Annotated in this window: 17 protein-coding genes; 7 read left to right on the forward strand and 10 right to left on the reverse strand. The window is 70.1% G+C overall.

All coding sequences use genetic code 11. The features are described 5' to 3' along the window. The first annotated feature begins 152 nt into the window (after positions 1-152). On the forward strand, positions 153-1,637 hold the full coding sequence (locus GV790_RS09790; RefSeq protein ID WP_163812783.1) for a cytochrome P450: 1,485 nt from the start codon (positions 153-155) through the stop codon (positions 1,635-1,637). A gap of 43 nt (positions 1,638-1,680) precedes the next feature. On the opposite strand, the gene GV790_RS09795 is transcribed toward GV790_RS09790, so the two are convergent. Together GV790_RS09795 and GV790_RS09800 are read right to left on the reverse strand one after the other, a co-directional pair. Next, positions 1,681-2,553, reverse strand: a complete 873-nt coding sequence (locus GV790_RS09795; protein ID WP_228816217.1) for a tat pathway signal sequence — start codon at positions 2,551-2,553, stop codon at positions 1,681-1,683. 117 nt (positions 2,554-2,670) lie between these two features. Continuing rightward, positions 2,671-2,877 carry a hypothetical protein gene (locus GV790_RS09800; protein WP_036536571.1) on the reverse strand — a complete coding sequence of 69 codons (207 nt, stop codon included), beginning with the start codon at positions 2,875-2,877 and terminating at the stop codon, positions 2,671-2,673. A 263-nt stretch (positions 2,878-3,140) separates the two neighbouring features. On the opposite strand from GV790_RS09800, the gene recC reads away from it, so the two are divergent. The 5 genes from recC (at position 3,141) to GV790_RS09825 (ending at position 14,081) form a co-directional block, all read left to right on the forward strand. Next, positions 3,141-6,488, forward strand: coding sequence for an exodeoxyribonuclease V subunit gamma (gene recC, locus GV790_RS09805; RefSeq protein WP_163812787.1), 3,348 nt, complete (start codon positions 3,141-3,143; stop codon positions 6,486-6,488). Next, positions 6,485-9,811, forward strand: a complete 3,327-nt coding sequence (locus GV790_RS09810) for a UvrD-helicase domain-containing protein (RefSeq protein WP_163812789.1) — start codon at positions 6,485-6,487, stop codon at positions 9,809-9,811. Before recC ends, GV790_RS09810 begins: the two co-directional genes overlap by 4 nt. A gap of 64 nt (positions 9,812-9,875) precedes the next feature. Next, entirely contained in the window at positions 9,876-11,768 is a 1,893-nt protein-coding gene (gene recD, locus GV790_RS09815) for an exodeoxyribonuclease V subunit alpha (protein WP_163812791.1), read from the forward strand. 196 nt (positions 11,769-11,964) lie between these two features. Then, positions 11,965-13,170: an NAD(P)/FAD-dependent oxidoreductase gene (locus tag GV790_RS09820; RefSeq protein WP_163812793.1), complete on the forward strand. Its 1,206-nt coding sequence runs from the start codon at positions 11,965-11,967 to the stop codon at positions 13,168-13,170. Continuing rightward, the gene (locus tag GV790_RS09825; RefSeq protein WP_163812795.1) at positions 13,167-14,081 is read left to right on the forward strand and encodes an RNA polymerase sigma-70 factor; all 915 of its coding nucleotides are present in this window, start codon (positions 13,167-13,169) and stop codon (positions 14,079-14,081) included. Before GV790_RS09820 ends, GV790_RS09825 begins: the two co-directional genes overlap by 4 nt. A gap of 29 nt (positions 14,082-14,110) precedes the next feature. Here GV790_RS09825 and GV790_RS09830 read toward each other — a convergent pair whose 3' ends face one another. The 8 genes from GV790_RS09830 to GV790_RS09865 all read right to left on the reverse strand — a co-directional run bounded on the left by GV790_RS09830 (position 14,111) and on the right by GV790_RS09865 (position 23,501). Then, positions 14,111-16,249 (reverse strand): MMPL family transporter, encoded by a 2,139-nt coding sequence (locus GV790_RS09830; protein ID WP_163812797.1) that lies wholly within the window; start codon positions 16,247-16,249, stop codon positions 14,111-14,113. Beyond that, the gene (locus GV790_RS09835; RefSeq protein ID WP_163812799.1) at positions 16,246-17,442 is read right to left on the reverse strand and encodes a peptide synthetase; all 1,197 of its coding nucleotides are present in this window, start codon (positions 17,440-17,442) and stop codon (positions 16,246-16,248) included. Before GV790_RS09835 ends, GV790_RS09830 begins: the two co-directional genes overlap by 4 nt. A 36-nt stretch (positions 17,443-17,478) precedes the next feature. Next, positions 17,479-18,525 carry an NAD-dependent epimerase/dehydratase family protein gene (locus GV790_RS09840; RefSeq protein ID WP_163812801.1) on the reverse strand — a complete coding sequence of 349 codons (1,047 nt, stop codon included), beginning with the start codon at positions 18,523-18,525 and terminating at the stop codon, positions 17,479-17,481. Next, complete coding sequence (locus GV790_RS09845) at positions 18,522-18,809, reverse strand: hypothetical protein (protein ID WP_175585843.1); 288 nt, start codon at positions 18,807-18,809, stop codon at positions 18,522-18,524. The genes GV790_RS09840 and GV790_RS09845 overlap by 4 nt, the downstream gene beginning before the upstream one ends. Continuing rightward, positions 18,806-20,485 carry a fatty acid CoA ligase family protein gene (locus GV790_RS09850; RefSeq protein ID WP_163812803.1) on the reverse strand — a complete coding sequence of 560 codons (1,680 nt, stop codon included), beginning with the start codon at positions 20,483-20,485 and terminating at the stop codon, positions 18,806-18,808. Before GV790_RS09850 ends, GV790_RS09845 begins: the two co-directional genes overlap by 4 nt. After that, complete coding sequence (locus GV790_RS09855) at positions 20,482-21,405, reverse strand: hypothetical protein (RefSeq protein ID WP_163812805.1); 924 nt, start codon at positions 21,403-21,405, stop codon at positions 20,482-20,484. Before GV790_RS09855 ends, GV790_RS09850 begins: the two co-directional genes overlap by 4 nt. Positions 21,406-21,407: 2 nt before the next feature. Further along, positions 21,408-22,457, reverse strand: a complete 1,050-nt coding sequence (locus GV790_RS09860) for a 3-oxoacyl-ACP synthase III family protein (protein WP_163812807.1) — start codon at positions 22,455-22,457, stop codon at positions 21,408-21,410. A 363-nt stretch (positions 22,458-22,820) separates the two neighbouring features. After that, positions 22,821-23,501 carry a TetR/AcrR family transcriptional regulator gene (locus tag GV790_RS09865; RefSeq protein WP_163812809.1) on the reverse strand — a complete coding sequence of 227 codons (681 nt, stop codon included), beginning with the start codon at positions 23,499-23,501 and terminating at the stop codon, positions 22,821-22,823. A 131-nt stretch (positions 23,502-23,632) separates the two neighbouring features. On the opposite strand from GV790_RS09865, the gene GV790_RS09870 reads away from it, so the two are divergent. Continuing rightward, entirely contained in the window at positions 23,633-25,201 is a 1,569-nt protein-coding gene (locus GV790_RS09870; protein WP_163812811.1) for a succinic semialdehyde dehydrogenase, read from the forward strand. Positions 25,202-25,220: the final 19 nt, after the last annotated feature.

Consider the following 25,220-nt stretch of genomic DNA (forward strand, 5'->3'; position numbering starts at 1 on the left):
GCATCGTCACGGTGAGATCCCCGTCGGCGGGGCGTGTCGGTGCGATCGCGCACCGTTGTTCACTGTACGAAGTGAGGCCGGATTCCGGCGAAGCCGCCGGAGAACACCCGAAAGCGAATACCATGGAGGTTCCTCGCCCAGGGAGGTCTGCCATGGTCACCGTCGACCGTGCCGCCGTCGAAAAAGCCCGCGTGCGTATCGAATCCGAGAATTCGGCATTGATCGAGATCCCGCGCGCGCATCCGATCGATCGGGCATTGAGCCTGATCCCGGCCCGGCGCCGAGTACTCGCCAACCCACCATCCGGCAGCACCGCGACCGCCGTCGACGGCGATGCCGGGCTGCCGTATCTCGGCCGCGCGCTGCACTACATGCGCTGGGGTCCGGCCGAAATGATGGATCGTTACCGCCGCTACGGACCGGTCACGCTCAACAGTTCGCTCGGGATGGAGCGGGTGCTGGCCGCCGGCCCGGAAGCCATCGATGAGGTGCTCGGCCGGCGTCGCCGCGATTTCGGCCAGGGCTGGGACTATTTCATCGGCCCGTTCTTCCGGCGCGGATTGCTGCTGCTGGAATTCGACGAGCACATGTTCCATCGCCGGATCATGCAGCAGGCCTTCACCAGAGAACGGCTGGAGGCGCATCTGGCCGCGCTGACGCCGGTGGTCCGCGAGGTGGTCGACCGCTGGGTGCCGCCCGGCCGCGGCGCCAGTCGCACGGTCAAACTGTTTCCCACCATCAAGGAACTGACTCTCGATATCGCCGGCGAGACGTTCATGGCCGCCGATGTCGGCCCGCAGCGGCGCCGGCTCACCGAGGCGTTCGTAGACTGCACGCACGCGGGCCTGGCCATCGTGCGCCATCCCATGCCGGGCGGCCGCTGGCGGGCCGGGCTACGCGGGCGCAAGGTGCTCGAGGAGTACTTCACGGCGATGTTGCCGCAGAAGCGGCGCAGCGAGGAGGCCGATTTCTTCTCCGGCCTGTGCCATGCCCGCGATGCCGACGGCTCGGTGTTCAGCGACGCCGACGTGGTCAATCACATGATCTTCCTGATCATGGCCGCCCACGACACCACCACGACCACCGCCACCGCGGTGGCCTACTACCTCGGCAAACATCCCGATTGGCAGCAGCGGGTGCGGGAGGAGGTCAGGGCGGCCGATCGTGCCGGCGCCCCGCCGACCATCGCCGAACTCGAGCGCATGCGCGATCTGGATCTGGTGGTGAAGGAAAGCCTGCGGTTGATGCCGCCGGTGCCGGGGCTGGTGCGGCGCGCGGTGCGCGATACCGAGATCTGCGGGCACTACATTCCCGCCGGCACCCCGGTCGATCTGGCCTACCAGGTGAATCACCTGCTGCCGGAACTGTGGACCAGCCCGGAGGTCTTCGATCCGGAGCGTTTCAGCGAAGCGCGGCGCGAGGACAAATCGCATCGGCTGGCCTGGATGCCGTTCGGTGCTGGCTCGCACAAGTGCATCGGCATGCACTTCGGCACGTTCGAGGTGAAGACGGTGATCGCGGCACTGGTGCGCGACTACGAGTGGTCCATCCCCGAGCCGTACCGCATGCCGTGGGGTTTCACCACGATTCCGTTCCCCCGCGATGACGCGCCGATGCGGTTGCGGCGCATCAACTGACCGGTCCGGCTCCGAGTGACCGCACCCGGAGCCGGATCATGGCTCAGCGTCCGGCCAGCAGCATCTCGGCGATCTTGGTGTCGGTGTCGGCGCCGTCGGTGTATCCGCCCTGATCGCCCATCGAGGTCATGATCGACAAGGTGTAGCGCTCACCGGGGCCGGCGAAGCCGACGGAGTTGACCACCCAGCCGCCCTGCTCGGCCGACCAGCCGTTCTTCAGGCCCGGCCGCATCGCGGCACCGGCGCCCCACACACCCCAGTGCTGGTTCATGTCGACCTTGCGCATGCGGTCGATCAGGTAGTTGCGGTCGTCGGGGTGCATCCGGTCCAGCACATGCGACATCAGCCGGTCCAGATCGGCGGCGGTGCACTTCTGGAACGACCAGTCGGGGAACAGCGCGGTGCTGGTGGGCTGCGGAACGAGGCCGGTCATGCCGTTGGCGCGGAAGGCGTTGTTGTAGGCCATCCGGTCCAGGCCCGCGTACTTGTTCCACAGCACGTCGGTGGCCTGATCGTTGGAGGTGGCCAGCATCGACTCCATCAGCGAGCGGTCCTCGGGGGAGAGCCCTATGGCGCCGACGCGCGCGCGGTTGAGCAGGTCGGCGGCGATGGCGAGCTTGATGGTGGAAGCCGTCCACACCGAATCCTCGGCGTGCTCGTTGGCGTACACGCCGCCGCTCACCCGGTCGCGCAGCACATAGCCGGTGACGCCGGGCCGGTTCTTCAGGTAGGCGTTCACACTGGCGATCCGGTTGCTCATATCGCAGTCGAAACCGGGCAGGCACGCTTGGCTGTGGGCCAGCGGCGCGGCAGCGGCGGTCGGCAGGATGGCGGGCACACCGGGAAGCGCGATGGCGGCGGCGGCAAGGACACAGGCGGATGCGGCGACGCGGGGTTTGGCCCCGGTAGCGGCCATGGGGAAACGCACGAGGGACCACATTGGCATATCCGTGCGCTCGACGCACGTCTTGAGCTCAGCGGCCACCTGTGCTACGGCAGCGGTGGTCTTGTGTGGCAAGAACTTTCGCGCGGATCAGCGGTGCTGCACCTGCCGCGCCGCGGTGGCGCCCTCGTTGAGGCGATGGCAGTGCTCGAAGGCCTCGGCGTGCTGATCGCGCGGCCACGAGTGTAGAACGACGGTGCGCCCGTAGCAGCGCGAATTGACGAGCTCCCAGCGGTCGCCGATGCGGCGGACAGTGAAGCCGCCTCTCGGTACCAGGGGAATCACCATCGCATCCATGAAACGCGAACCAGCCTTTCGGTGCAGTCTCCCGTTCCTCCCCGGGGAAGGACTGTGGCACAGCCCCCGCCGGATGCCAGGACGACACGGCCGAATATCGATCGGGTGTGTGGCCTATGTCACGTGGGGTGCGATGGGCCGCTGCGGTTGCGCGTCGGTCGCTGGGCGTATAACGAGAGCACGAAGCGCCGAGGTGCTCGACCCGGGGCCGGTGAGGATGGCCGGGTGTGCCGAGGCGGACCGCATCGGAGGAAAGGGCGCGCATGCCGCTGCACATCCATCGCGGCGAACGCGCCGACGCGCTGGCCGACGGCTTGGCCGCGCTGCTGGCGCAGCCGCTGCCCGATCCATTCGCCACCGAAGTGGTCGCGGTGCCGGCCAAGGGGGTGGAACGGTGGCTGACGCAGCGGCTTTCGGGTGTGCTCGGAGTTTCCGCGGCGGCCTCCGGCGACGGCATCGCGGCCAATATCGAATTTCCCTCTCCCGCCGCGCTGGTGGCCGAGGCGCTGGCCGCCGCGGGCGGGGTGGCGCCCGCCGATGATCCGTGGGCGCACGACCGCGTGGTGTGGACGTTGCTGCGGGTGATCGATACGTCGGTGACCGAGCCCTGGTGTGCGGTGCTGGCCCGCCACCTCGGTCTGCGCGACGGCGAATCCAGCCATCGGGCCGGGCGCCGCTACGCCACGGCCGCGCACCTGGCGGCCCTGTTCGACAGTTACGGCGCGCAACGTCCGCAGCTCATCAACGACTGGGCGGCCGGTGCCGACACCGACGGGGCGGGATCGCAGGTGCCGGAGGATCTGCGCTGGCAGCCGCAGCTGTGGCGCTGCCTGCGCGCCGAGATCGGCACGCCGAGCCCGGCCGAGCGGCTCGCGCCCGCCTGCGCGGTGCTGCGCGCCGAACCAGGCATCGTGGCGCTGCCGGAGCGGGTGTCGCTGTTCGGTCCCACCCGGTTGCCCGCCGATCAGCTCGCGGTGCTCGCGGCGCTGGCCGAGGGCCGCGAGGTGCACCTGTGGCTGACGCATCCGAGCCTGGCGATGTGGGACACGATCGGCGGCATCGCCCCGGCGCGCACCAGGGCCGAGGACCGGACCGCGGCCGCCGTGCACCACCCATTGCTCACGGGCCTGGCTCGCGATGTGCGCGAATTGCAGCAGCGGTTGCCTGCCGCGGCCACCGACCGGCACGAGGGCGGTGGGGCGCCGGCGACCGACCGGCCGAGCCTGCTGCACGCGTTGCAGGACGGGATCCGCGCCGACCGCTGGCCCGTGACTCCCGCCGTCGCCGATGGCACCGTCGAGGTGCACGCCTGTCACGGCCCGGCCCGGCAGGTCGAGGTGCTGCGCGATTGCCTGCTCGCCATGTTCGCCGCCGATCCCACCCTCGAGCCGCGCGATGTGCTGATCATGTGCCCGGAGGTGGAGGCGTACGCTCCGCTGGTGCGGGCGGCATTCGGGCAGAAGATTGCGGGATCGGTTGAGCCGGTGGGGGATTCGGGTCGCCCCGGACATCCGGCGCATCGGTTGCGGGTGCGGTTGGCCGATCGTGGACGGGCGGTCACCAATCCGCTGCTCGGGGTGATCTCGGTGCTGCTCGAACTGGCCGACGGGCGCGTCACCGTCACCCAGGTGCTGGATCTGGCCGCCTCCGAAACCGTGCGCCGCCGTTGCGGTTTCGATGACGACGATATCGAGCGGCTGCGCGAATGGGCCGCCGAGACCGGCGCGCGCTGGGGCATCGGGCAGCGGCAGCGCCAGAGCTTCGGGCTGGCCGGTTTCCAGCAGAACACCCTCAACAGCGCGGTCGACCGGATCCTGCTCGGCGTCACCGCAGGCGAGAGCTCCGAGGACTGGCTCGACCTCGCGCTGCCGCTGGACGATGTGGACAGCAACGACGTCGACCTCGCGGGCCGCTTCGCCGAATTCGTCGACCGGCTCGCCGTCGCGCTCCGCGATCTGCGCGGCCCCCGACCGGCCGACGACTGGGCCGCCGCGCTGGCCCGCTCCCTGGATCTGCTGACCGACGTCCCCGAGTCCCAGGCCTGGATCCGCACCGAGGCCCGCCGCGAACTCGCCGCCGCGCTCGCCTTCGCCGGTGCGGTGCCGCTACGGCTGGCCGACGTCGAGGTGCTGTTGGCCGGACGCCTGGCGGCGCGCCCGACCCGGGCCAACTTCCGCACCGGCGAACTGACGGTGTGCACGATGGTGCCGATGCGGTCGGTGCCGCACCGGGTGGTGGTGCTGCTCGGCCTCGACGACGATGTGTTCCCGCGTGCGGGCGGCGTGGACGGTGACGATGTACTCGCCCGCAACCCACTGCTCGGCGAGCGTGATCACCGCGCCGAGGACCGTCAACTGCTGCTGGACGCGATCATGGCCGCCGGTGAGCGGCTGGTGCTGCTGCACACCGCGTCCGATCCGGTCTCCGGTACGCATCGGCCACCGGCCATTCCGGTGGCCGAACTCCTGGACGTGTTGCGCGCGCACGTCGGGCCCGCGGGCATGGCGGAGGTGGTGACCCGCCATCCCCTGCAGTCGTTCGACCGCCGCAATTTCCATGCCGAGCGCCCGTTCAGCTTCGATACCGTGGCGTTGGCCGGTGCCAGGGCGGCGGGTGGAAAGCCGCGGCCGCGTCCGCCGTTTCTGCCCGAGCCGCTGCCGCCGGCCGCGCCGGTGGATATCGGGTTGGCCGAATTGCTGTCGTTCGCCGAACATCCGGTGCGCGCGTTCCTGTGGCAGCGCCTGGGTCTGCGGGTGCCCGACCAGGAAGACGACATCGCCGACCGGCTGCCCATCGAGCTGGACGGCCTGGCGAAATGGGATCTCGGCGAACGGATGCTGGCCGCTCGGCTCACCGGCGCCGATCCGGCCGGGCTGCGGGCTGCGGAATGGCGGCGCGGCACGCTGCCGCCGTTCGGTCTCGGCGGCGCCGTGCTGGACGAGGTGGAACACACCGTCGACACCCTGGTGCGGATCGCGCAACCGGAGTACGAGCGGCCCGCGCGGGCGGTCGACATCGCGCTCGATCTCGGCGGTGGACGCCGGTTGACCGGGACGGTGCCCGAAGTACGCGGTGACACCCTGGTGCGCACCACCTACTCCCGGCTCGCGCCCAAGCACCGGATCACGGCGTGGGTGTCGCTGCTGGCGCTGGCCGCCGGCGAGGACCGGCCCTGGCGGGCGGTGACCATCGGCCGGGGCCAATTCCGCCGTCCCGCATGGCGTTCGGAGTTGACCGCGCCGTCGGCTCCGGAAGCGCTGACCATCCTGCGCGAGTTGGTCGCCCTGCGTGATGCCGGCCTCACCGAGCCGTTGCCGATCGCCACCGCGGCCACCGCCGCCTACGCCGAGCGCCGGTTCCGGGGCGGCACGGTGGAGGAGGCGCTGGCTGCCGCCGAACGCGAATTCCTCGGCGGGCCCAACGGTCCCGGCCCGTACGGTGAGCACACCGACCGTCATCTGCGCTACATCTGGGGCTCGGCGCCGCGCCTGGAGGACCTCACGGCGGCGCCCGCTCCGCCTGGGGAACCGAGTGAGAGCACCCGCTTCGGTGCGTTGTCGCGCCGGTTGTGGGCGCCGCTGCTGCGGGCCGAGGAACAGGGGCAGCCGTGACCATTCACACTCCGTCCGCTGCCGCGCCGTCGCTGGACACCGCCTTCGATCCGGTCGGCCCGCTGCCCACCGGCACCACGGTGCTCGAGGCCAGCGCGGGGACCGGTAAGACCTACGCGATCGTCGGGCTCGCGGTCCGCTATGTCGCCGAGGCCGGGATCGATATCTCGCAGCTGCTGCTGGTGACCTTCAGCCGCGCCGCCACTCAGGAACTGCGCGAACGCACCAGGAATCGCTTCGTCGGGGTCGCGGCGGCCCTGGCCGACCCGGTGGCCGCGCGCGCGAGCGGGGACGAGCTGGTCGAGTACCTCGCCGCCGCCGACGAGGACGAGGTCTGGCGCCGCCGGGCCCGGCTGCTGGCGGCACTGTCGGATTTCGACGCCGGCGCCATCGCGACCACGCACAGTTTCTGTCAGCGCATGCTCGACGAGCTGGGCCTGGCGGGTGAACACGATATGCGCTCGCGGCTGGTCGAGAACGTCGACGAGCTGGCCGAGACCGTCGCCGACGATCTGTACCTGCACCGCTACGCACGCACCGCACCGCCGTTCACCATCAAAGAGGCGCATACGCTTGCCCTGGCCGCGGTCCGGGACCGGCACGCCCGGCTGGCCCCCGACACCGACGACCTGGCCGGGGAGCGCGTCGCATTCGCCCTGGCGGTGCGCGCCGAGACCGAGCGCCGCAAACGCCTCGCGGGACTGCGTGATTTCGACGACCTGCTGGTGCTGTTACACGAGGTGCTGACCGATCCCGAGCACGGCCGTCGCGCGTGCCTGCGGATCCGGGACCGGTTCCGGGTGGCCCTGGTCGACGAATTCCAGGACACCGACCCGTTGCAGTGGGACATCCTGCGCCGCGTCTTCCACGGCCACACCACGATGGTGCTGGTCGGCGACCCCAAACAAGCCATCTACGCCTTCCGCGGTGCCGAGGTACTGAGCTACCTCGACGCCGTCGGCCATGCCGAGACCCGCAGAGAACTGACGGTGAACTGGCGCAGTGATGCCGGTCTGCTCGCCGCCGTCGACCAGGTGATGGGCGGCGCGGCACTCGGCCACCACGCCATCACCGTCTATCCGGTGGCTCCGACCCGGCCGTGGTCGCGGCTGTCCGGGCCCCACCAGGACCCCACGCCCTTCCGGTTGCGGGTGCTGCCGCGCACCGGCGCCGGACCGCTGAACAAGACCGGATTCCCGACCGTTGGCCGGATGCGAGCCAAGGTCGCCACCGATCTGGCGGCCGATATCGTTCGGTTGCTGGAATCGGGGACGACGATCGACGCGGCCGGCGGGCACGCGGAGCCGCGGCCGATCGACCCGGGAGATATCGCGGTGCTGGTGCGCACCCGTTCCCAGATCGACGTCGTGCGCGAGGCCTTGGACCGGGTCGGTGTCGCCTCGGTGCTGGCGGGCGGTACCAGCGTCTTCGCGACCGAGAGCGCCACCGACTGGTTGTGGGTGATGCGTGCCCTCGAACAACCGCATCGCAGTGACCGGGTGCGACTTGCGGCCTGCACGCCGTTGCTCGGCGTCACCGCCGCCGAGATCGACAGTGGGGGAGCGGATCTGGTCGGGCGGGTCAGCGCGCAGTTGCGCGAAGCCGCCCGGTTGTTCACCCGAGCCGGGTTCGCGGCGGTCTTCGAGAAGCTGTCCGCGGAGTCCGAGCTGGCGCCGCGCCTGCTCGGCATCGAGAACGGCGAACGCAGGCTCACCGATCTGCGCCATATCGCCCAGCTGCTCGATCAGCTCGCCGTCTCCGAGGGCTACGGCCTGACCGCGCTGACCCGCTGGCTGGCCGACCGGGTACGCGATCCCGCTTCCGGTGCCGTCACCGATCGCAGCCGGCGGCTCGATCGGGACGCGGCCGCGGTGCAGATCGCCACCGTGCACGCCAGTAAGGGGCTCGAATTTCCGGTCGTCTATCTGCCGTTCGCCTGGGACAGCGCGCGGAATCCCAAGGCCGCGACGCTGCTGTTCCACGATGACGAGGTCCGCGTCCTCGATGTGGGCGGCCCCGACGCACCCGGCTACGTCGAGCGCAAACGCCGCGCCGAGGCCGAGGAATCGGGTGAGGAACTGCGGCTGCTCTACGTGGCGCTGACCCGCGCCATGTGTCAGGTGGTGGCGTGGTGGGCGCCCGCGTTCACCACCGACAACGCGCCGTTGCACCGGATGCTGCTCGGCCGTTCCGGCGGAGCCGAACAGGTCGCGCCGCGGGTGCCGGTTCCGTCGGATACCGCTGTCGCGGAAAGGCTTACGGCGTGGGCCGCCGCTGCCGGACCGGCGGTGGCGGTGGAGATCGTCGACGGTGAGCAGCAGGTGCAGCCGCGGCGAGTGCAGGTCGAGACGATGACCGGTGAACTCGCCGCCGCCGTCTTCGACCGCACGCTCGACCAGCAATGGCGGCGCACCTCCTACTCGGCGCTGACCGCCGCCGCGCACGCCGTCGCCCCGGACAGCGAACCCGAGGACGGCCGCGGTCCCGACGACGAGCCCACCGGCGTGCCGGTGCTCGCCGCCGAACCCGAAGCGGGTGCGCCGTCGCTGATGAACGAGCTGCCCTACGGCGCCGAGTTCGGCACCCTGGTGCACGCGGTGCTGGAGCGGATCGACACCGATGCCGCCGATCTGGCGGCCGAGGTCGCGACGCGTTGCCGGGAGAGCATCGAGGAGATGATGGCCGCCGCCGATCCGGGGCTGCTGGCCACCGCGCTGCTGGCGGTGCTGCGCACACCGACCCCCTTCGGCGCCCTCGCCGATATCGCGACCCGGGACCGGTTGTGCGAGCTGGAATTCGAGTTGCCGCTGGCCGGCGGTGACGAGGCCGGCGAGCACGCCGCGACCCTGCGTGCGATAGCCGCACTGCTACGGGCGCATCTGCCCGCCGCCGACGTCTTCGCCACCTACGCCGATCACCTCGAGGCCCTCGACGACAACCCGTTGCGCGGCTACCTGACCGGCAGCATCGACGCGGTGCTGCGCATCGCGGACGGCCGTTTCGTCATCGTCGACTACAAGACCAACCGGCTCGGCACCGGCGAGCTCACCGTCGAGCACTACACCAGGGACCGGATGGCCGCGGAGATGATGCGTTCGCACTATCCGCTGCAGGCCATGCTGTATTCGGTGGCGTTGCACCGCTATCTGCGGTGGCGGCTGCCCGGATATGAGCCGGCGCGCCATCTCGGCGGTGCGGCGTACCTGTTCGTGCGCGGCATGATCGGACCGGAGACCCCGCCCGGGCGCGGAGTGTTCGATTGGACTCCGCCGCCGGCATTGATCACCGAGCTCTCGGACCTGCTGGCAGGCGGTGCGCGGTGAGTGCGCGAGCATTCTGTGCTGCCCGAACCGGACATGCCGCAGGGCCGATGCGGGAGGTGCCGCAGTGACCTCGATCCAGATCGCGCAGCGCGGCACCGGACTGCTGCGGGCGTTCAACGAAGCCGGGGTGCTCTCGGCCGCCGATGTGCACGTCGCCGTGCGGTTGGGCCGGCTCGGGCGCGAGGAGTCCGAAGCGGCGCTGTTCGCGGCGGCTTTGGCGGTGCGGGCAGTGCGCTCGGGTTCGGTGTGCCTCGAGCTGGCCCGGATGCGCGAGATCGGCATCGACGCCGACGAAACCTGGGACACCACCGTCGATCCGGCCTCCCTGCCGTGGCCGGAATTCGACGACGTGCTCGCGGCTTTGCGGGTCAGCCCCCTCGTGATCGGTGGCGCGGCCGGGCCGCTGCGCCCGCTGCGGCTGGTCGAGGATCGCCGTGCGGGCGGGCCGCTGCTCTACCTGGATCGCTACTACCAGCAGGAACAGACCATCCGTCGGGTGCTGACCGAACGCTCGGACCGGCATCCGGTGGTCGTGCCGGCCGTGGTGCGTCGCGAACTCGACCGGCTGTTCGCCACTCCCGCAACGGAAGCGGGGTCCACAGCGCCGGACCGGCAGCGGTTGGCCGCCGCGCTCGCCGCGACCCACTGGACCACCGTCGTCGCGGGCGGTCCGGGCACCGGCAAGACCCACACCATCGCCCGCATCATCGCCTTGCTCGACGCCCATCAGCGTGCGAACCCGAAGGCGCCGGCTCTGCGGGTCGCGCTCGCCGCCCCCACCGGTAAGGCGGCCGCGCGGCTGCAGGAAGCGGTGCGCGATCAGGCCGCCGACCTCGGACTACCGGAACTGAGCGCCTCCACCCTGCACCGGCTGCTCGGCTGGCAGCGCGGTCGCGGCACCCGCTTCCGGTATCACGAATTCAATCGGCTGCCCTATGACGTCATCGTGGTCGACGAGACCTCGATGGTGTCGCTGACCATGATGAGCAGGCTGATGGCGGCGCTGCGCCCGGACACCAGGCTGGTGCTGGTCGGCGACCCGGATCAGCTCGCCTCGGTCGACGCGGGCGCGGTGCTCGCCGACCTGGTGGCAGGCCCGGTGGTCGGCGCCCCGAATCCGGTGCTCGACCAGATCATCGGCCGGGCGGCCGAGCCATCGGCGGATCCGGAGGCGTTGACCGAGCTGGAGCAGACCCGGTTGCGCGGCGGCATCGTCCGGCTCACCCGCGGGCGGCGGTTCGGCGGCCGGATCGCCGATCTGGCGGTAGCGGTGCGGGCCGGTGACTCCGAGACCGCCTTGGGATTGCTGCGCGAAGGCGGCGATGCGCTGTCGTTGTGCGAACCGGAGGACGTGGCCGCCGTCCGCGCCGACGTGATCACCGCCGCCCGTCGGGTCACCGAGGCCGCCCTGGCCGGTGACGCCGCCGCCGCGCTCACGGCGCTGGAATCACATCGGCTGCTGTGCGCCCACCGCCAGGGCCCGTTCGGCGTCGAACGCTGGGACCGAATGGCCGGCGAATGGGCCGCCGCCGCGGGGGCAGGCCCCGAATCCGGGCAGAACACCTGGTATCCGGGACAACCGCTGCTGGTCACCGCCAACGATCACGAGGCCCGCATCTACAACGGCGATACCGGCGTCGTCATCCGCCAACCCGACGGGTCGTTGCGAGTCGCCCTGCAACGCGGCAGCGAACCCTACCTCGTGCATCCCACCCAATTCCCCTCCGTGGTCACCGTTTTCGCCATGACCATCCACCGCAGCCAGGGCAGCCAGTACGACGCCGTCACCATCGTCCTGCCCGAACCCGAATCCACCCTGCTCACCCGCGAGCTGCTCTACACCGCCATCACCCGCGCCCGCGGCCACGTCCGCATCATCGGCACCGATGCCGCCATCCGCGCCGCGACCGCGCGACGGGTGCTGCGCGCCAGCGGGTTGAGCCACCGAGTGGAGTGAACGCCGGCCGGGCCCGGCTCGACGCGTGCCATCCCCGTATCAGCGCACGGCGATGCCAGAGCAGGCGTTGTCATCCGCGCTCGCGGTTTCGGATCACCGCATCTCATGTGACGCACGTCACTTTTCTGGATGTCACGTTCGGCGGCCCACCTTACGTCTCGGGTGCATCGACCGATTGTTCAGAAGGGATACGACGATGCGCGAGCACAACGAGACCAACGAAACGGCGCGGCGGGACATCTTGGTCCTCGGCGCCGGATACGCGGGCATGTCGGCGGCGGTGAACCTGGGTGCCCGGGTGAAGCGGCGCGACGATGTGCGGGTGACCGTGATCAACGCGGACGAGCGTTTCGTGGAGCGGTTGCGGCTGCATCAGGTGGCGACCGGCCAGCGGCTGGCCGAGTTCGACATCCCGGAACTGCTCGACGGCATCGGCGTCGGGTTCGTCCGGGGCCGGGTGGCGGCGATCGACCCCGACGCGAAGACGGTTCGCCTCGATGACCAGCGACTGCTGCGCTATGACAGCCTGGTCTACGCCCTGGGCGGCCTCGCCGACACCGGCCGGGTGCCCGGCGCCGACGAGCACGCCTTCACCCTCGACGGTGCCGCGGACGCCGCGGCCCTCGCCGCGCGCCTGGACCGGCTCGAGGCCGGGACCGTCGTGGTCGGTGGCGCCGGGCTCACCGGTATCGAGGCGGCCGCCGAAATCGCCGAACAGTATCCGCGGCTGCGGGTAATGCTGCTGGGACGTGACGAACCCGGCGCCGCCATCGCCGATAAGCCGCGCGCCTACCTGCGGGCGACGCTGGACCGGCTCGGTGTCGAGGTGCGCAGCGACGCCGAGGTGGTGAAGGTGCTCGCCGATTCGGTGGAGTTGGCCGACGGCGAGAGCATCGCCGCCGACGCGGTGCTCCTGACCAGCGGTGTCCGGGCCAACCCGGTGGCGGCCGCGGCAGGGTGTGCCGTGGACGAGCGCGGCCGCATCGTCACCGATGCCACCCTGCGCTCGATCTCGCACCCCGACATCTACGCCGTCGGCGACGCCGCCGCCATCGAACAGGGATATGGCCTCATGCACGGCACCTGCCAGAGCGGCATGCCGACCGGTGTGCACGCCGCGGTCTGCCTGGCCCGCGAGCTGAAAGGCAAGCAGCCCAAGGCGTTCCGCTTCGGCTACTACCACACGCCGGTGAGCCTCGGCCGCAACGACGCCGTCGTGCAGTTCACCAAGCCGGACAGCTCGCCGCGCCGCTGGCACCTGACCGGTAAGCGTGCGACCTGGTACAAGGAGACGGTGAGTTCTTCGCCGTGGCCGACCTTCCAGCGTATGACCAAGTTCCCGCGATCGGGTGCGATCTGGCCCAGCGGTGGCCGCTACACCCGCCGCGCAGGTGCGCGATGACCGCATCCGACGACGCTCAGCAGCTCTTCGACGAACACCGCAACCTGCTGTTCGCCGTCGCCTACCGCATCCTCGGCAGCGCCGCCGACGCCGAGGACGCGGTGCAGGATGCCTGGTTGAGGTGGTCGACGGTGGATCGTTCGCGCGTCACCGACGCCAAGGCCTATCTCGCCCGGATCGTGTCCAACCTGGCCATGGATCGCCTGCGCTCCACCCGCTATCAACGCGAAACCTATGTCGGTCCGTGGCTTCCCGAGCCGATCCTGACCACCGGTGACATCGTCGACGACGTCACCGGTGCGGAATCGGTGTCGATGGCGATGCTGGTGGTGCTGGAAACGCTCAGTCCGATCGAGCGGGCGGTGTTCGTGCTCAAGGAGGTCTTCGATTTCAGCTATGCCGAGATCGCCGAGGCCGTCGACCGCTCCGAGGAGGCGGTGCGCCAGGCCGCGCACCGCGCCCGCGGGCATGTGCAGGCGCGGCGGCCGAGGTTCAGCGCCGACCGCGGCAAGCAGCGCGACGTCACCACCCGGTTCGTCGCGGCCGCGACCGGCGGCGATATCAACACGCTGATGGACCTGCTGGCCCCGGACGTCACGCTGTGGACCGACGGTGGTGGCAAGGTCCGTCAGGCGATGCGTCCCGTGGTGGGCGCCGACCGGGTGGCCAGCTGGTTCGCGGCCATCGGCACCCGCCCCTACCAGGGCGTGGCGCCGGCCGACATGCGGGTCGAGCTGGTCGAGATCAACGGTGCCGCCGGCGTGCTGTTCCGCGGTCCCGACCGGGTGATCGCCACCCTCACCGTCACTCTCGATCCCGAGGGCCGCATCATCGCCATCCACAACGTCGCCAACCCGGACAAGCTGCAGTCGATCGCCGAGGGCGCCGTGCACGACCTCGGCGATCGCTGACCCCCGTTCGGGCTGTGGGTCGGCGCTGGTCAGCCTCCTGCTGTGGGACTCGAGATCGGTGTGCGCGCAGCGGTGTTCGACGGATCTGGGTTCGGCTCCGCGCGCCGGCGAGATCCGGGTATCCACCAGTTCACCGGCCCCATCAGCTGAACCAGCGCCGGTACCAGCAACATGCGTACCAGGGTCGCGTCGATGATCAGCGCGAGGATCATGCCGATGCCGAGGAAGCGCATCGGGGTGAGCGGGGAGAGGGTGAACGCGCCGGTGACGATGATGAGCAGCACGGCCGCCGCGGTGATGACGCGGGCGGTGCGCAGTGTTCCGGTGCGCACCGCTTCGGCGGTGCTCGCGCCCGCGTGATGGGCTTCGACCATCCGCGACAGCAGGAACACCTCGTAGTCGGTGGACAGTCCGAACACCACCGCGATGATCAGCACCACCATGCCCGCGGCGAGCGGCCCCGGTGTCACACCGAGCGCGCCTGCCAGATGTCCGTCGTGGAAGATCCAGGTCAGGATGCCGAAGGTGGCGGCGAGGCTGATGAAGGCCATGACCACCGCCTTGATCGGCAGCACGATCGAGCGGAAGGCGATCCCGAGCAGCAGCAGGGTCGCCAGCACCATGACCGCGATCATCCAGGGCAGGGCGGCGGTGATCGAATCCACGCTGTCCATGGTCGCCGCGGTATCGCCGCCGACCCGCAGGCCGGTGCCCGCGGGCGGTTCGAGCGCCCGCACCGCCTCGACGACGGCGATGGCCTCGTCGCTGCGGTCGGCGCTGTCGAGCATCGCGTGGACGACGACGAAATCCGCTGCGCGCCCGGCCTGGAACACCGGACCCACCCCGGGCACGGCATCGATCTCGCGCATCACCTGCGCGATGGCCGCGTCCTGCGGAGCCGCACCGTCGAGGCCGTGCAGCAGCGCGGTCACCCCGCTGTTGGCGGCTGGGAAACGGTCGGTGAGTTCCTCGACGGTGGTGCGCATGGGATTGTCCGTGGGCAGTGCGCGATGGTCGATATCGCCGAGCCGCGCTCCCAGCAGCGGTGTCGCCAGCACCAGCAGCACCGCCGTCACCCCTAGGGCGACCGCACCCGGACGGCACAGCACCGCATCGACCACGCGGCCCCAGAACCGCTCGGTACGGCCGCGTTCGCGCGAGGCGCCGAGCCTGGCCCCGAACAGCACGAGCATCGCGGGCAGCACGGTCAGTGAGAGTGCCGCCGCCAGCGCGACCGCTGCGATCGCACCGAACCCGAGCGATCTCAGCACCGGCTGCGGGAAGACGAACGTGCCGGCGAAGGCACAGATCAGCAGTGCGGCCGAGAACGCGACGGTGCGCCCGGCCGTCGCGCAGGTCCGTTCGATCGCGGCGGGCAGGTCGCGTCCGCCGGCTCTCTCCTCCCGGAATCGGGTGACCAGGAACAGCCCGTAGTCGATCGCCATGCCGAGCCCGATCAGCGACGCGATATTGACCGCGAAGGTGGTGACCGCGGTGAATTCGGTCAAGGCCCGGATGGCCGCCAAGGAGCCGCCCACCGCCAGCGCACCGACCAGCACCGGCATCGACGCAGCCGCCAGCCCGCCGAACACCAACACCAGGATGAGCAGGGTGATCGGGAGAGAAATGGACTCGGCGACGATCAGATCCCGCTGGGATCGGGTGGTGATCTCATCGGCCAGGGCACTGAAACCGGCCAGCCTGGTGTCGATTCCGGGGACCTGGAGGCCGGGTTCGACGGATGCGAAGGCGGTGATGCGCTGATTGTCGTCGCCTGCGAGGAAGACCACCGCGAGTCCCTGGCGGCCGTCGGCCGAGCGCAGGAACTGGGTGCGCGGCGGAGTGCTGTTCCAGTAACTTTCCACCGGCCGCGCCAGCAGGGCGGGGTCGATCCGTTCGATGGCCGCGGTGATCTGCGGCCCGATCGCCTCGAGGCTCTGCCCGTCCGGCGCGGTGTAGACGACGACGACGTCGGCGCTGGTCGGCCCGACCTGCGCCCGGACCAGCGCGTCCACGCGACTGGATTCACTACCCGGATCGGTGAATCCGGCCGCGCCGACCTTCTCCGCCGCGCTCGCGCCGTAGGCCGCGCACAGCAGCATCAGCCCGATCACCACCGCGAGGACGGTGCGCGGCCGGGCGATGACCAATCGCGCCCAGGCCCTCATCGCGCGCTCTCGTCATCGGCGGGTACTCCGGCTTCCAAGCCCGCCACGATGCGGTCGAGCAGCGCATCCAGCCGCTCGGCGATACCGCGTCCATTGCGGGCCGAGACCGTCAGCTCGGATTTCCCGCCCGATTCCATCAACCCGAACAGCAGCGGCATCGCCACGCTGTGCTGCGGCAGGATCAGCACCGACACCGGCCGGAACCCGGGTGTGGCGAGTTCGCCCAGATCGAATCGGCCCATATGCGACACGGTGGCCGAGGCGAGATTGCGGCCGAACCCGGCGCCGAGCCAGTTCAGGGTGCGCAGCAGAGCACGGCCCGCGGGCTGCGGGATCTGCGCCAACCCGCTGTTGTCCATCTGATTCAGCTCGAGCCGTTGCGCCAGACCCGCGCGCTTCATGTCGTTGATCTCGGTCCACGATGTTCCCGCGGTGATGTCGAAGAACAGGGGGAGCGCGAGATTCGCGGTGGAGCGCAGCTGCCGATCGTGACGGCGCAGATCCACCGGCATCATGATCCGCGAGGTCCCCTGGGTCTGCTCGGCCAGGATCGCCGCGATCTTGGCGACCGCGCCGGGTGCGCTCGACGCGATGGTGCGGCGGCGCAACAGATGTCGTGGTTGGCCGGAGACCTGGCGACCATGTCCGACGGCGGCGCGGTATCGCGGCAGCATCAACGTCGGCTTGCCCGGGGCGCCGACGCGCCGCACCAGCTCCTGGTCGGCGACCGGATCGGGCATGGGCCGCGGTTGCTCGCCGCGCAGGGCCGCCAGCACGGCCAACGCCCACGTCACCAGGCCCATGCCGTCCATCACGCCGTGGAAGGCCCGGAAGATCAGGGTCACCGGCTGCGCGGTGAGCAGCAGCACCTCGCAGGTCGATTCGTCGGTGGGCCCGATCGGGCTGTGCACCACCGGATCATCGTCGAGCGAGTCGTAGTCGATCGTCCGGTCCCGCACCACCCGCACCGCGGCGGGCACACCGCTGTCGACCCAGTCGCGGCCCCGGCGCACCAACCGCGATCCCGGGCACGCGGCCGAAGCGACCGCGACCGCCTGCCGCAACCGCTCCGGGTCGATCTCGCCCTCACCGGGGAAGACGAGCTGCATGAGGAACGGCGGCGCCAGATCACGCATCGGGAAATACATGCGTTCGGTCGGTGAGATCCGGCGGAACACGGTGCCGGTAGCCATATCTACCTCGCTGATCGGTGGGACGGGTGCGCGGGGCTAGCGCAGCGTCCGGGTGAGTTCGGTGACGCCGCCGTTGGCGGCGAGCCAGGTCAGGAAGGACGCGAGACCGGTGTCCCGGTCGATGATCGGCTGGTAGCCGAGATCCCGGGCCGCGGCAGCGGTGTCGTAGGTGGCCGAGCGGGTGAGCAACGCGACCACATACCGCGACAGCGGTGGCGACCAGCGGGTGGCCACCGGTGGCAGCCGCCAGATCGCCTCGATCACCGCGACGGCGGCGCGCACCACCCGTGGATTCGGGGTGCGGGCCGGCGGGGCGTAGCCGAGGTCGCCGGCGACGGCGGCGAGGAACCCCCACACATCGGTGCGTTCGGCATCGGCGATGAAGTACGCCTTACCGCCCACCGCGGCGCCGTCGACGGTCGCGGCTTTCACGCAGGCGTCGACGATGTTGTCCACATGGCACAGCGACGCATACACCGTGCGCCCGAACGACAGATCGGGCAGCGCGCCCTCGGCGGTGCGCCCGAGCAGCCGCACGATGGGGCCGGAGCGGTCGCCCGCACCCCAGATCGCGCGCGGCCGCAGCGCGCAGGTGCGGAATCCGGGTGCGTCGGCGGCCAGCACCGCGCGCTCGGCGGCGGCCTTGGTCTCGGAGTACAGGTTCAGGTACCGGCGCGGATACGGCAGTGATTCGTCCACGTCGAGCTGGTCGCCGCCGTCGCGATCCATCAGCGCGCTCGGGCTCGAGATGAACACGAAACGCGAAGCGCCGTGGTCGCGGGCGGCGTCGAGCAGAACCTCGGTGGCGCGCACGTTCTCGGCCCAGAACTGGCGGCGGGTGCCGCGTTCGTCGACCCGGGCCGCGCTGTGGAACACCACATCGATGCCCTCGGTGGCCCGCCGCAGCGAGGCTTCGTCGGTCAGATCGCCGGTGACCACCCGGACGCCGGCGAGCTCGCCCAGATCACCGAGGCTGCTGGTGCGGCGCACCAGAATCGATACCTGGTGCCCGCCCTCGCGCACCAGTCGCCGCACCAGCGCCCCGCCGAGGAAGCCGGAGGCACCTGTCACCAGAATCTTCATCGCGTGTCCTCCCGCTGCCCGTGGTCCATCGTGCGCCACCAGGTGAGCCCGAAAATCTGTGTCATCAGCGCTATTTCGCCCGCCGAACGGCCGCTGCCACGGGCGGCGCGCAGCGCGAACGGAATCTGCGCCGCGTGCACGACGACGCTCAGGAACGCGTCGATCCACCACAGCGCACGCGGTAGCCGATGCGCCGGCGCCCTGCCTGCGGACGCCGCGATGAGCCCGGCGACCAGGTACAACCAGCCGATGACGGGAATCGCGCGCAAGGCGGCCGTTCTCATCGAGCCCCACTTCCGCGTAACTGCTTCGCGGCCCAGACCGCGAGTTTCTCCCGGCCGATCTTGGCGTTGTGCCTGATATCGACCGGGAACGACGGGTGGATCAGGAAGTGGTCCACCGCGGCGGTGAGTTCCGACCGCGCGGCCAGCGCCCGCAGGGCCGTCACCACCGATGCGGTGTCCGCGCCGGCTTCCGGTTCCACACACAGCACCGGGCGTTGCGCACCCGGCTCGCCCACCCCGACCAGGGCGGTCCTGGCGACGCCCGCGACGGTGTTGAAGATCTGCTCCACCTGGACGGTGAACATCGGTCCCGCGGCGGTGACGACGCGCTGAGACTTGCGTCCGCAGAACCAGATCCGGCCCTGTTCGTCGATGGTGGCCAGATCGCCGGTGCGATGCCAGATGCGGGCGCCGTCGTCGATCTTGCCCGCGGTGTTGGCCCGCTCGGGCCAGTAGTACCGGGTGCTGACGTTCGGTCCCGCCACCACGAGCTCACCGATTCCGCGCGTGCCGTTCAGTTCCGGCGCGCGTTTCTCGGCCTCGGTCCAGGTCGGTAAGGGATCGTCGGTGATGGCGACGATCCGCGCCGCGATGCCCTCGGCGGGCCGCCCGATGCAGACGCCCGCCCCGCGCTCTGTCCGCTCGACGAGCCCGTCCAGCAGTTCCCGGGATTCGATGGTGGACATCGGTAGTGCTTCCGTCGACCCGTATCCGGCGTAGACCCTGGCCTCGTCGTGCAGGACCTCGCGCAGCCCCGCGATGCACCAGTGCGGTACCGGCGCGCCGCCGGAGAAGACGCTGTCGAGGGTCGGCAACGGCGTCGGCCGCCGCCGCAGTTGGCGAAGCAGCGGGATGAGCACGGCGGGGGAGGCGAACATGGTGCGCACCCCGAACCGGGTGATCGCGTCGACCACATGCGCCGGATCGGTGGACCCGACCTTGCTCGGAATCAGCGGCGGCAGCACACAGCGCGCGCCGAGCAGCAGATCGAGGATGCCGACCAGCGGCAGGGTGATCAAGGAGGTGTCCGGCGCGATGCCACCGCGCGCGGCGTGCACCTGGTCGACCATCGCGGCCAGATTGCCGTGGGTGAGCTCGACGGCCTTGGCCGGGCCGGTGCTGCCGGTGGTGAAGGCGATGAGCAGGACCTCGCCCGGATCCGCCGGTGCCCGGTCCGGTACCGCACCACTCGGCTCGCGACCCCATGCGGCCAGCGTGTCGCCGCCCCAGCACCACCGCCGCCCGACGGTGACGCTGGTGCGTACCCGCCGGAAGCTACGACGGAACAGTATCCGGACCGCATGCGCCTGCGGTATCCCGATGAACGCCTCGGCCTCGACCGCGCGCAGACAGTGCACCATCTTGCGCAGGCCCATCCCGGGATCGATGACCACGGGCACCGCGCCGATCTTCAGTAGCCCGAGCATGATCGCGTACAGCTGCGGGCTCGGCAGCACAAGCACGATGGTGCGGGTGCCCGCGGCGACCCCGGCGCCGGTGAGGCGCTCGGCGATGGTGTCGGACCAGCGATCCAACTCGCGGTAGCTCAGCGTCCGATAGGTGGGCGGCCCGGCCTCGGGCACGTGCGCGGGGAAGATGACCGCATCGCGTTCCGGGTCGGTCTGCGCCACCGCGCGGAAGCGATCGATGGCCTGCCAGTAGGTCGCCGTGCTCACGCCGCCGCTCCGGCGCTCGCCGCGCGATCGGGCAGCCGGTACAGCACCGCGGCCGCCGACGGGCCCGCACCCGCGGCGACGAACAGCACGTGGGTGTGCCGGTCGAGGCCATCGCCTGCGGCCGCCAGGTCGTAGGCGTGGGTGAGGGCCGCGGTATGCGGATCGCCGTCGGCGAGGTCGGGCAGCAGCACCGAATCAGCGGCGATGCCGAGTGATTCGGCGAGCCGCGCGGGGAAGTCCGGGCTCGGCGTGGAAGCGATGAGCGCGGTGGCGGCCAGATCGGCGTGACCGGAGTCGGCCAGTGCGGCCAGCGCCGCCTCCGTCGCCAGTGCCAGCAACCGCTGCTCGACGTCGGGTTCGCGCACCACGGTCATCAGGGTGCGGCCGACCGTGCCCATCGTCGCGGTATCGACGTACGCCTCGATTCCGGGCCCGCCGGCGCCGCTGAGGCTGTGCACGCGGCCGAATCCTTCGGGGCCGCCGGTGGATTCGAGCAGCAGCGCCGCGCCGGAGCTCGCGTACGGGAAGTCCTCGGTGGCGGCAGTGCGGGTCAGCGAGGGATGGGTGTCGCCGGAGACGATCAGCACGTGCGTCGCGCTGCCGGTCTCCAGGATCGCGGTGCCCACCCGGACCGCGTCGAGTACCCCGACCGCGCCGTTCATCAGGTCGAAGGAGAAGGTGCGCGGGTCGTCGACGCCGTACTCGAGCCCGATACCGGCGGCCTTCTGGATCAGCGCGGAGACGGCCGGCTCCACGGTGTTCGAATCGCGGAAGATGCCCGCGTTGATCAGCACCCCGATCTGCTCGGGCCGCACCCCGGCCCGTTCCAGGCAGTGCCGCGCGGCCCGGCCGCTGTTCTCGACGACGCTGCGGGTGTCCTCGGCCCGGCTGACAGCGGTGGCGGTGATACGTACGCCCATGATCACACCTTCAGGGAGGAGATGGTGGTGGACAGGAAACCGGTGACGACCCCCGAGGCCGCCGGAATCATCAGCAGCTTCGACCCGGCCGGAATGTTGTCCTCGCCGAGCTGATCGTGCAGCACGATGAAATGCGATGTGGTGGAGGTATTTCCGTACTTGTGGATGACATTGAGGTCCGGCGGCATCGGGGTGCCGAACTCCCGTTCACCGATCGCGTTCATGTACGGCACGGCGGCGGCGCCGAACTGGTGGTGGATGATGTAGTCGAATTCCTCGTCGGCGAAGCTGCGACCACGCTCGGCCAGGAAGTTGCGCTGGGTGTCGGTCCACAGCAGGAACCGGGACTCGTTGTGCATCTTGCGGTTATCGGTGTACAGGGCCACGCCCTGGGTCTTGTCGCTCGGCATGCCGAGGCACAGGTGCGAGTACTCCGAGGCCGTCATCATCTCGATGTAATGAATCTTGTCGGCATCGTCGACCGCCTGATCGAGCACCAGCGCGCAGCCGGAATCGCCGACGGTGAGCGAGGCGAATTGCAGATCGTATTTCTCCGAGATCTCGTTCACCGCGGTATCGGAAATAGGTGTGATGGCTTCACCGCTCACCACGAGACCATTGCGGACCGCGCCCGACCGAATCATTCTGTCGAGAATGTAGGTGCCGGTGAGCATTCCGGCGCAGGCATTCGAGATATCGAATGTGATGGCGTTGGTTGCGCCGAGTGCGCGCCCGATCGCCGAGGCGAACGACGGCTCCATGTACATCCGGGTCGCGTTCTTGCTGCGCGTGATCGAGGTCGAGATGATGACGTCGAGTTCTGTTGCCGCATAACGTGACCTGGACAAACAGTCGTTCGCGGCGGCCATGGCCAAGGTGAACGAATCCTCCTCGTGGCCAGGGCGGGTGTCGCGGACACGGCGCTCTTTCACGCCGGTGATTCGCTCCAGATCGAATGACGGCGGAATTGCCAACCGGGACAACACCTCATCGGTGGTGACGGTGTGCGAAGGCAGATAGGCGCCGATGGATTCGAATCGAGAATGCAGCACGTGGGCTCCTGAAATCGATGACGAATGCGTTCGGGATCGTTCCTGGGTGATCGACGCCGCGGACATTACCCGACGGTAACTAGCGCCGGAATCCGACGAAGTGACGAACGATGCTGCGGCTCAGTGCTTTCTAGTTCCTGTATCGTGCGGTATCACTAATCTGGACACCCCGTGGCTATGACCCGTTGGCGATCGGCCACCCTGCTGACGGGAACGCCACAGTTCCTCACTGGCCGTTCATCGCGCTCCGGCTAACACGTGGCTATCGTCGCGGAAGGCCGTGCGGTGCCGTCGGATTCGTGCTCCGCTGTGAGTGACTTCACTGCGCGTGCGGGTCCGGGCCTGCGCGGTAAGGCCCGCCGGTCACCGTGGCGCGGCCGGAAATATGCCGGGCAACTCCATCGCGTAGTTCAGATCGTCGGTATTGCCGAGAGTTGCCAGTACGACGCGGATCATGGTGACGCGGGCGGCGGCGACGGTCTCCGAGTCGGGCTCGGACCCGGGCTCGGCGCCGGCCGAAATGCGGTAGACCACGTACTCGCAGACGTGCAGTGCGGCGTCCAGATCCAGCGGTGACGGCACGGGGCGGCCGAGCTCGCTGAACTTCTCCCGCACGGTCGCGCGGATCTCGTCGAGGGCCCGCTCGCGGTAGCCGGATACCGGGGAGGCCGGATCGTGCAGTTCGGCGAACAGTGGGCGCAGCATGGGGCCGTGGCCGCGGGCCCAATCCAGGAACGCGTCGATGAGGCGGATGCCGAGTTCCACGCCTTCGGCGGTGACGGTGAGCGCATTGCGGATGCCCTCGACCAAGCCCTCGTTGGAGGCGTCGAGCACCAGCAGCAGCGGCTCGGTGGCATTCGCGAAATAGCGGTAGAAGGTGGGCCGGGCGATACCGGCCTGCTCGATGATCTGGGCGACGCTCAATCCGCGCGTGCCGGTCCTGCTGAACACCTCGGCGGTGGCGAGCACGATCCGCGACCGCACCTGCTCGGCCTGCTGCTTGGTTTGCGGCGGCCTGCCGCGCCGTGCGGTGGTCTCAGACATGGCCTGCCATCATCGCGCGGATCGGTTCACGGCTGTGCTGCACATCGGAGAGCTTGACATGGAGCTCGTCACGCATATTAATCTAACACCACTGTTCAATTAATCCGCCGATCCGCAGGAGAAGGCCGCTCATGACGACTGCCCGGCACGCCGACGCCGAAGCGCTGTCCCCGGCGCTGGTGAAACCGCTGCTCGCTCGTGCCGCCGCGGGCGGTGCGCCATCGGTGGAGGTCTTCGCTCCGGCGACCGGCCGCAAGATCGCCGACCTACCGCAGTCCTCGACCGCCGATATCGACGCGGCCTTCGACCGTGCCCGGCAGGCCCAGCGTGAGTGGGCGGCGCGCCCGATCCGGGAGCGGGTCGCGGTGCTGCGCCGCTTCCACGACATCGTGCTGAAGGAACAGGACGCGATCCTCGACATCGTGCAGACCGAGACCGGCAAGTCCCGGGTACACGCCTTCGACGAGGTCGGTGACGTGGCGGTCAACTCCCGCTACTACGCCTCGGTCGCGGAGAAGCTGCTGGCCACCCGCAAGCCGCGCGGTGTGCTGCCGGTGCTGACCAAGGTCGACGTGCGGCATCGACCCAAGGGCGTCGTCGCGGTCATCTCGCCGTGGAACTACCCGCTTGCGCTGGCCGTCTCGGATGCGTTGCCCGCCCTGGTGGCCGGCAACGCCGTCGTCGGCCGCCCGGACAACCAGACCGCCCTCACCGCCCTGTGGGCCGTCGATGCCGCCGAGCGCGCCGGCCTGCCCGCGGGCCTGTGGCAGATCGTGCTCGGTCGTGGCGCGGTGATCGGCGGTGAGGTGATCGGCCGCGCCGATTACGTCGACTACACCGGTTCCAGCGCCACCGGCCGCACCATCGCCACCCAGGCGGGCGAGCGGCTCATCGGCTACTCCCTCGAGCTCGGCGGCAAGAACCCGCTGCTGGTGCTGGCCGACGCCGACGTCTCGGCCGCCGCCAAGACCGCGGTGCGCGCCTGCTTCGCCTCAGCCGGTCAGCTGTGCGAATCGATGGAACGCATCTACGTCCACGACGCCGTCTACGACCGGTTCGTGCGCGAGTTCGTCGCCAATGTCGAGGCCGTGAAGCTCGGGGCCGATCTCGACTACCGCGCCGATATGGGTTCGTTGACCTTCCAGCGGCAATTGGACACGGTGCGCGCGCACGTCGAGGACGCGGTCGCCAAGGGCGCGACGGTGCTTGCCGGCGGTAAGCACCGCCCCGATCTCGGCCCGTACTTCTTCGAGCCGACCGTGCTCGCCGGCGTGCGGCCGGGTATGACGGTCTACCGCGAGGAAACCTTCGGCCCGGTGGTGTCGGTGTACCGGGTCGCCAGCGATGACGAGGCCGTCGAACAGGCCAACGACACCGCCTACGGACTCAACGCCAGTGTCTGGACCAAGGACACCGCCCGTGGACGCGAGGTGGCGGCGCGGATCAATGCCGGGTCGGTCAACGTCAACGAAGGCTTCATCGCGGCCTGGGGCAGCGTCGACGCGCCCTCGGGCGGGCTCGGGATCTCCGGCACCGGCCGCCGCCACGGCCCCGAGGGCCTGCTCAAATACATCGACACCCAGACCATCGCGGTGCAGCGGATGCTGCCCGTCGCCCCGCTGCCGGGAATGTCGGAAGAGCTGTGGGCCAAGACCATGACGCTGTACTTCGGCGTCATGAAAACGCTGCGCCAGAAGTGACCGCAGACCACCATCCATC

The organism is Nocardia cyriacigeorgica (assembly GCF_010858045.1).
GTDB classification, from domain to species: Bacteria; Actinomycetota; Actinomycetes; order Mycobacteriales; family Mycobacteriaceae; genus Nocardia; species Nocardia cyriacigeorgica_E.

What these genes read in the sequence shown, in the direction of transcription:
- GV790_RS09790 (WP_163812783.1), top strand. Translation starts at nt 153, where the DNA reads ATGGTCACCGTCGACCGTGCCGCCGTCGAAAAAGCCCGCGTGCGTATC.
- GV790_RS09795 (WP_228816217.1), bottom strand. Translation starts at nt 2,553, where the DNA reads ATGGCCGCTACCGGGGCCAAACCCCGCGTCGCCGCATCCGCCTGTGTC.
- GV790_RS09800 (WP_036536571.1), bottom strand. Translation starts at nt 2,877, where the DNA reads ATGGATGCGATGGTGATTCCCCTGGTACCGAGAGGCGGCTTCACTGTC.
- recC (WP_163812787.1), top strand. Translation starts at nt 3,141, where the DNA reads ATGCCGCTGCACATCCATCGCGGCGAACGCGCCGACGCGCTGGCCGAC.
- GV790_RS09820 (WP_163812793.1), top strand. Translation starts at nt 11,965, where the DNA reads ATGCGCGAGCACAACGAGACCAACGAAACGGCGCGGCGGGACATCTTG.
- GV790_RS09825 (WP_163812795.1), top strand. Translation starts at nt 13,167, where the DNA reads ATGACCGCATCCGACGACGCTCAGCAGCTCTTCGACGAACACCGCAAC.
- GV790_RS09830 (WP_163812797.1), bottom strand. Translation starts at nt 16,249, where the DNA reads ATGAGGGCCTGGGCGCGATTGGTCATCGCCCGGCCGCGCACCGTCCTC.
- GV790_RS09835 (WP_163812799.1), bottom strand. Translation starts at nt 17,442, where the DNA reads ATGGCTACCGGCACCGTGTTCCGCCGGATCTCACCGACCGAACGCATG.
- GV790_RS09840 (WP_163812801.1), bottom strand. Translation starts at nt 18,525, where the DNA reads ATGAAGATTCTGGTGACAGGTGCCTCCGGCTTCCTCGGCGGGGCGCTG.
- GV790_RS09845 (WP_175585843.1), bottom strand. Translation starts at nt 18,809, where the DNA reads ATGAGAACGGCCGCCTTGCGCGCGATTCCCGTCATCGGCTGGTTGTAC.
- GV790_RS09855 (WP_163812805.1), bottom strand. Translation starts at nt 21,405, where the DNA reads ATGGGCGTACGTATCACCGCCACCGCTGTCAGCCGGGCCGAGGACACC.
- GV790_RS09865 (WP_163812809.1), bottom strand. Translation starts at nt 23,501, where the DNA reads ATGTCTGAGACCACCGCACGGCGCGGCAGGCCGCCGCAAACCAAGCAG.
- GV790_RS09870 (WP_163812811.1), top strand. Translation starts at nt 23,633, where the DNA reads ATGACGACTGCCCGGCACGCCGACGCCGAAGCGCTGTCCCCGGCGCTG.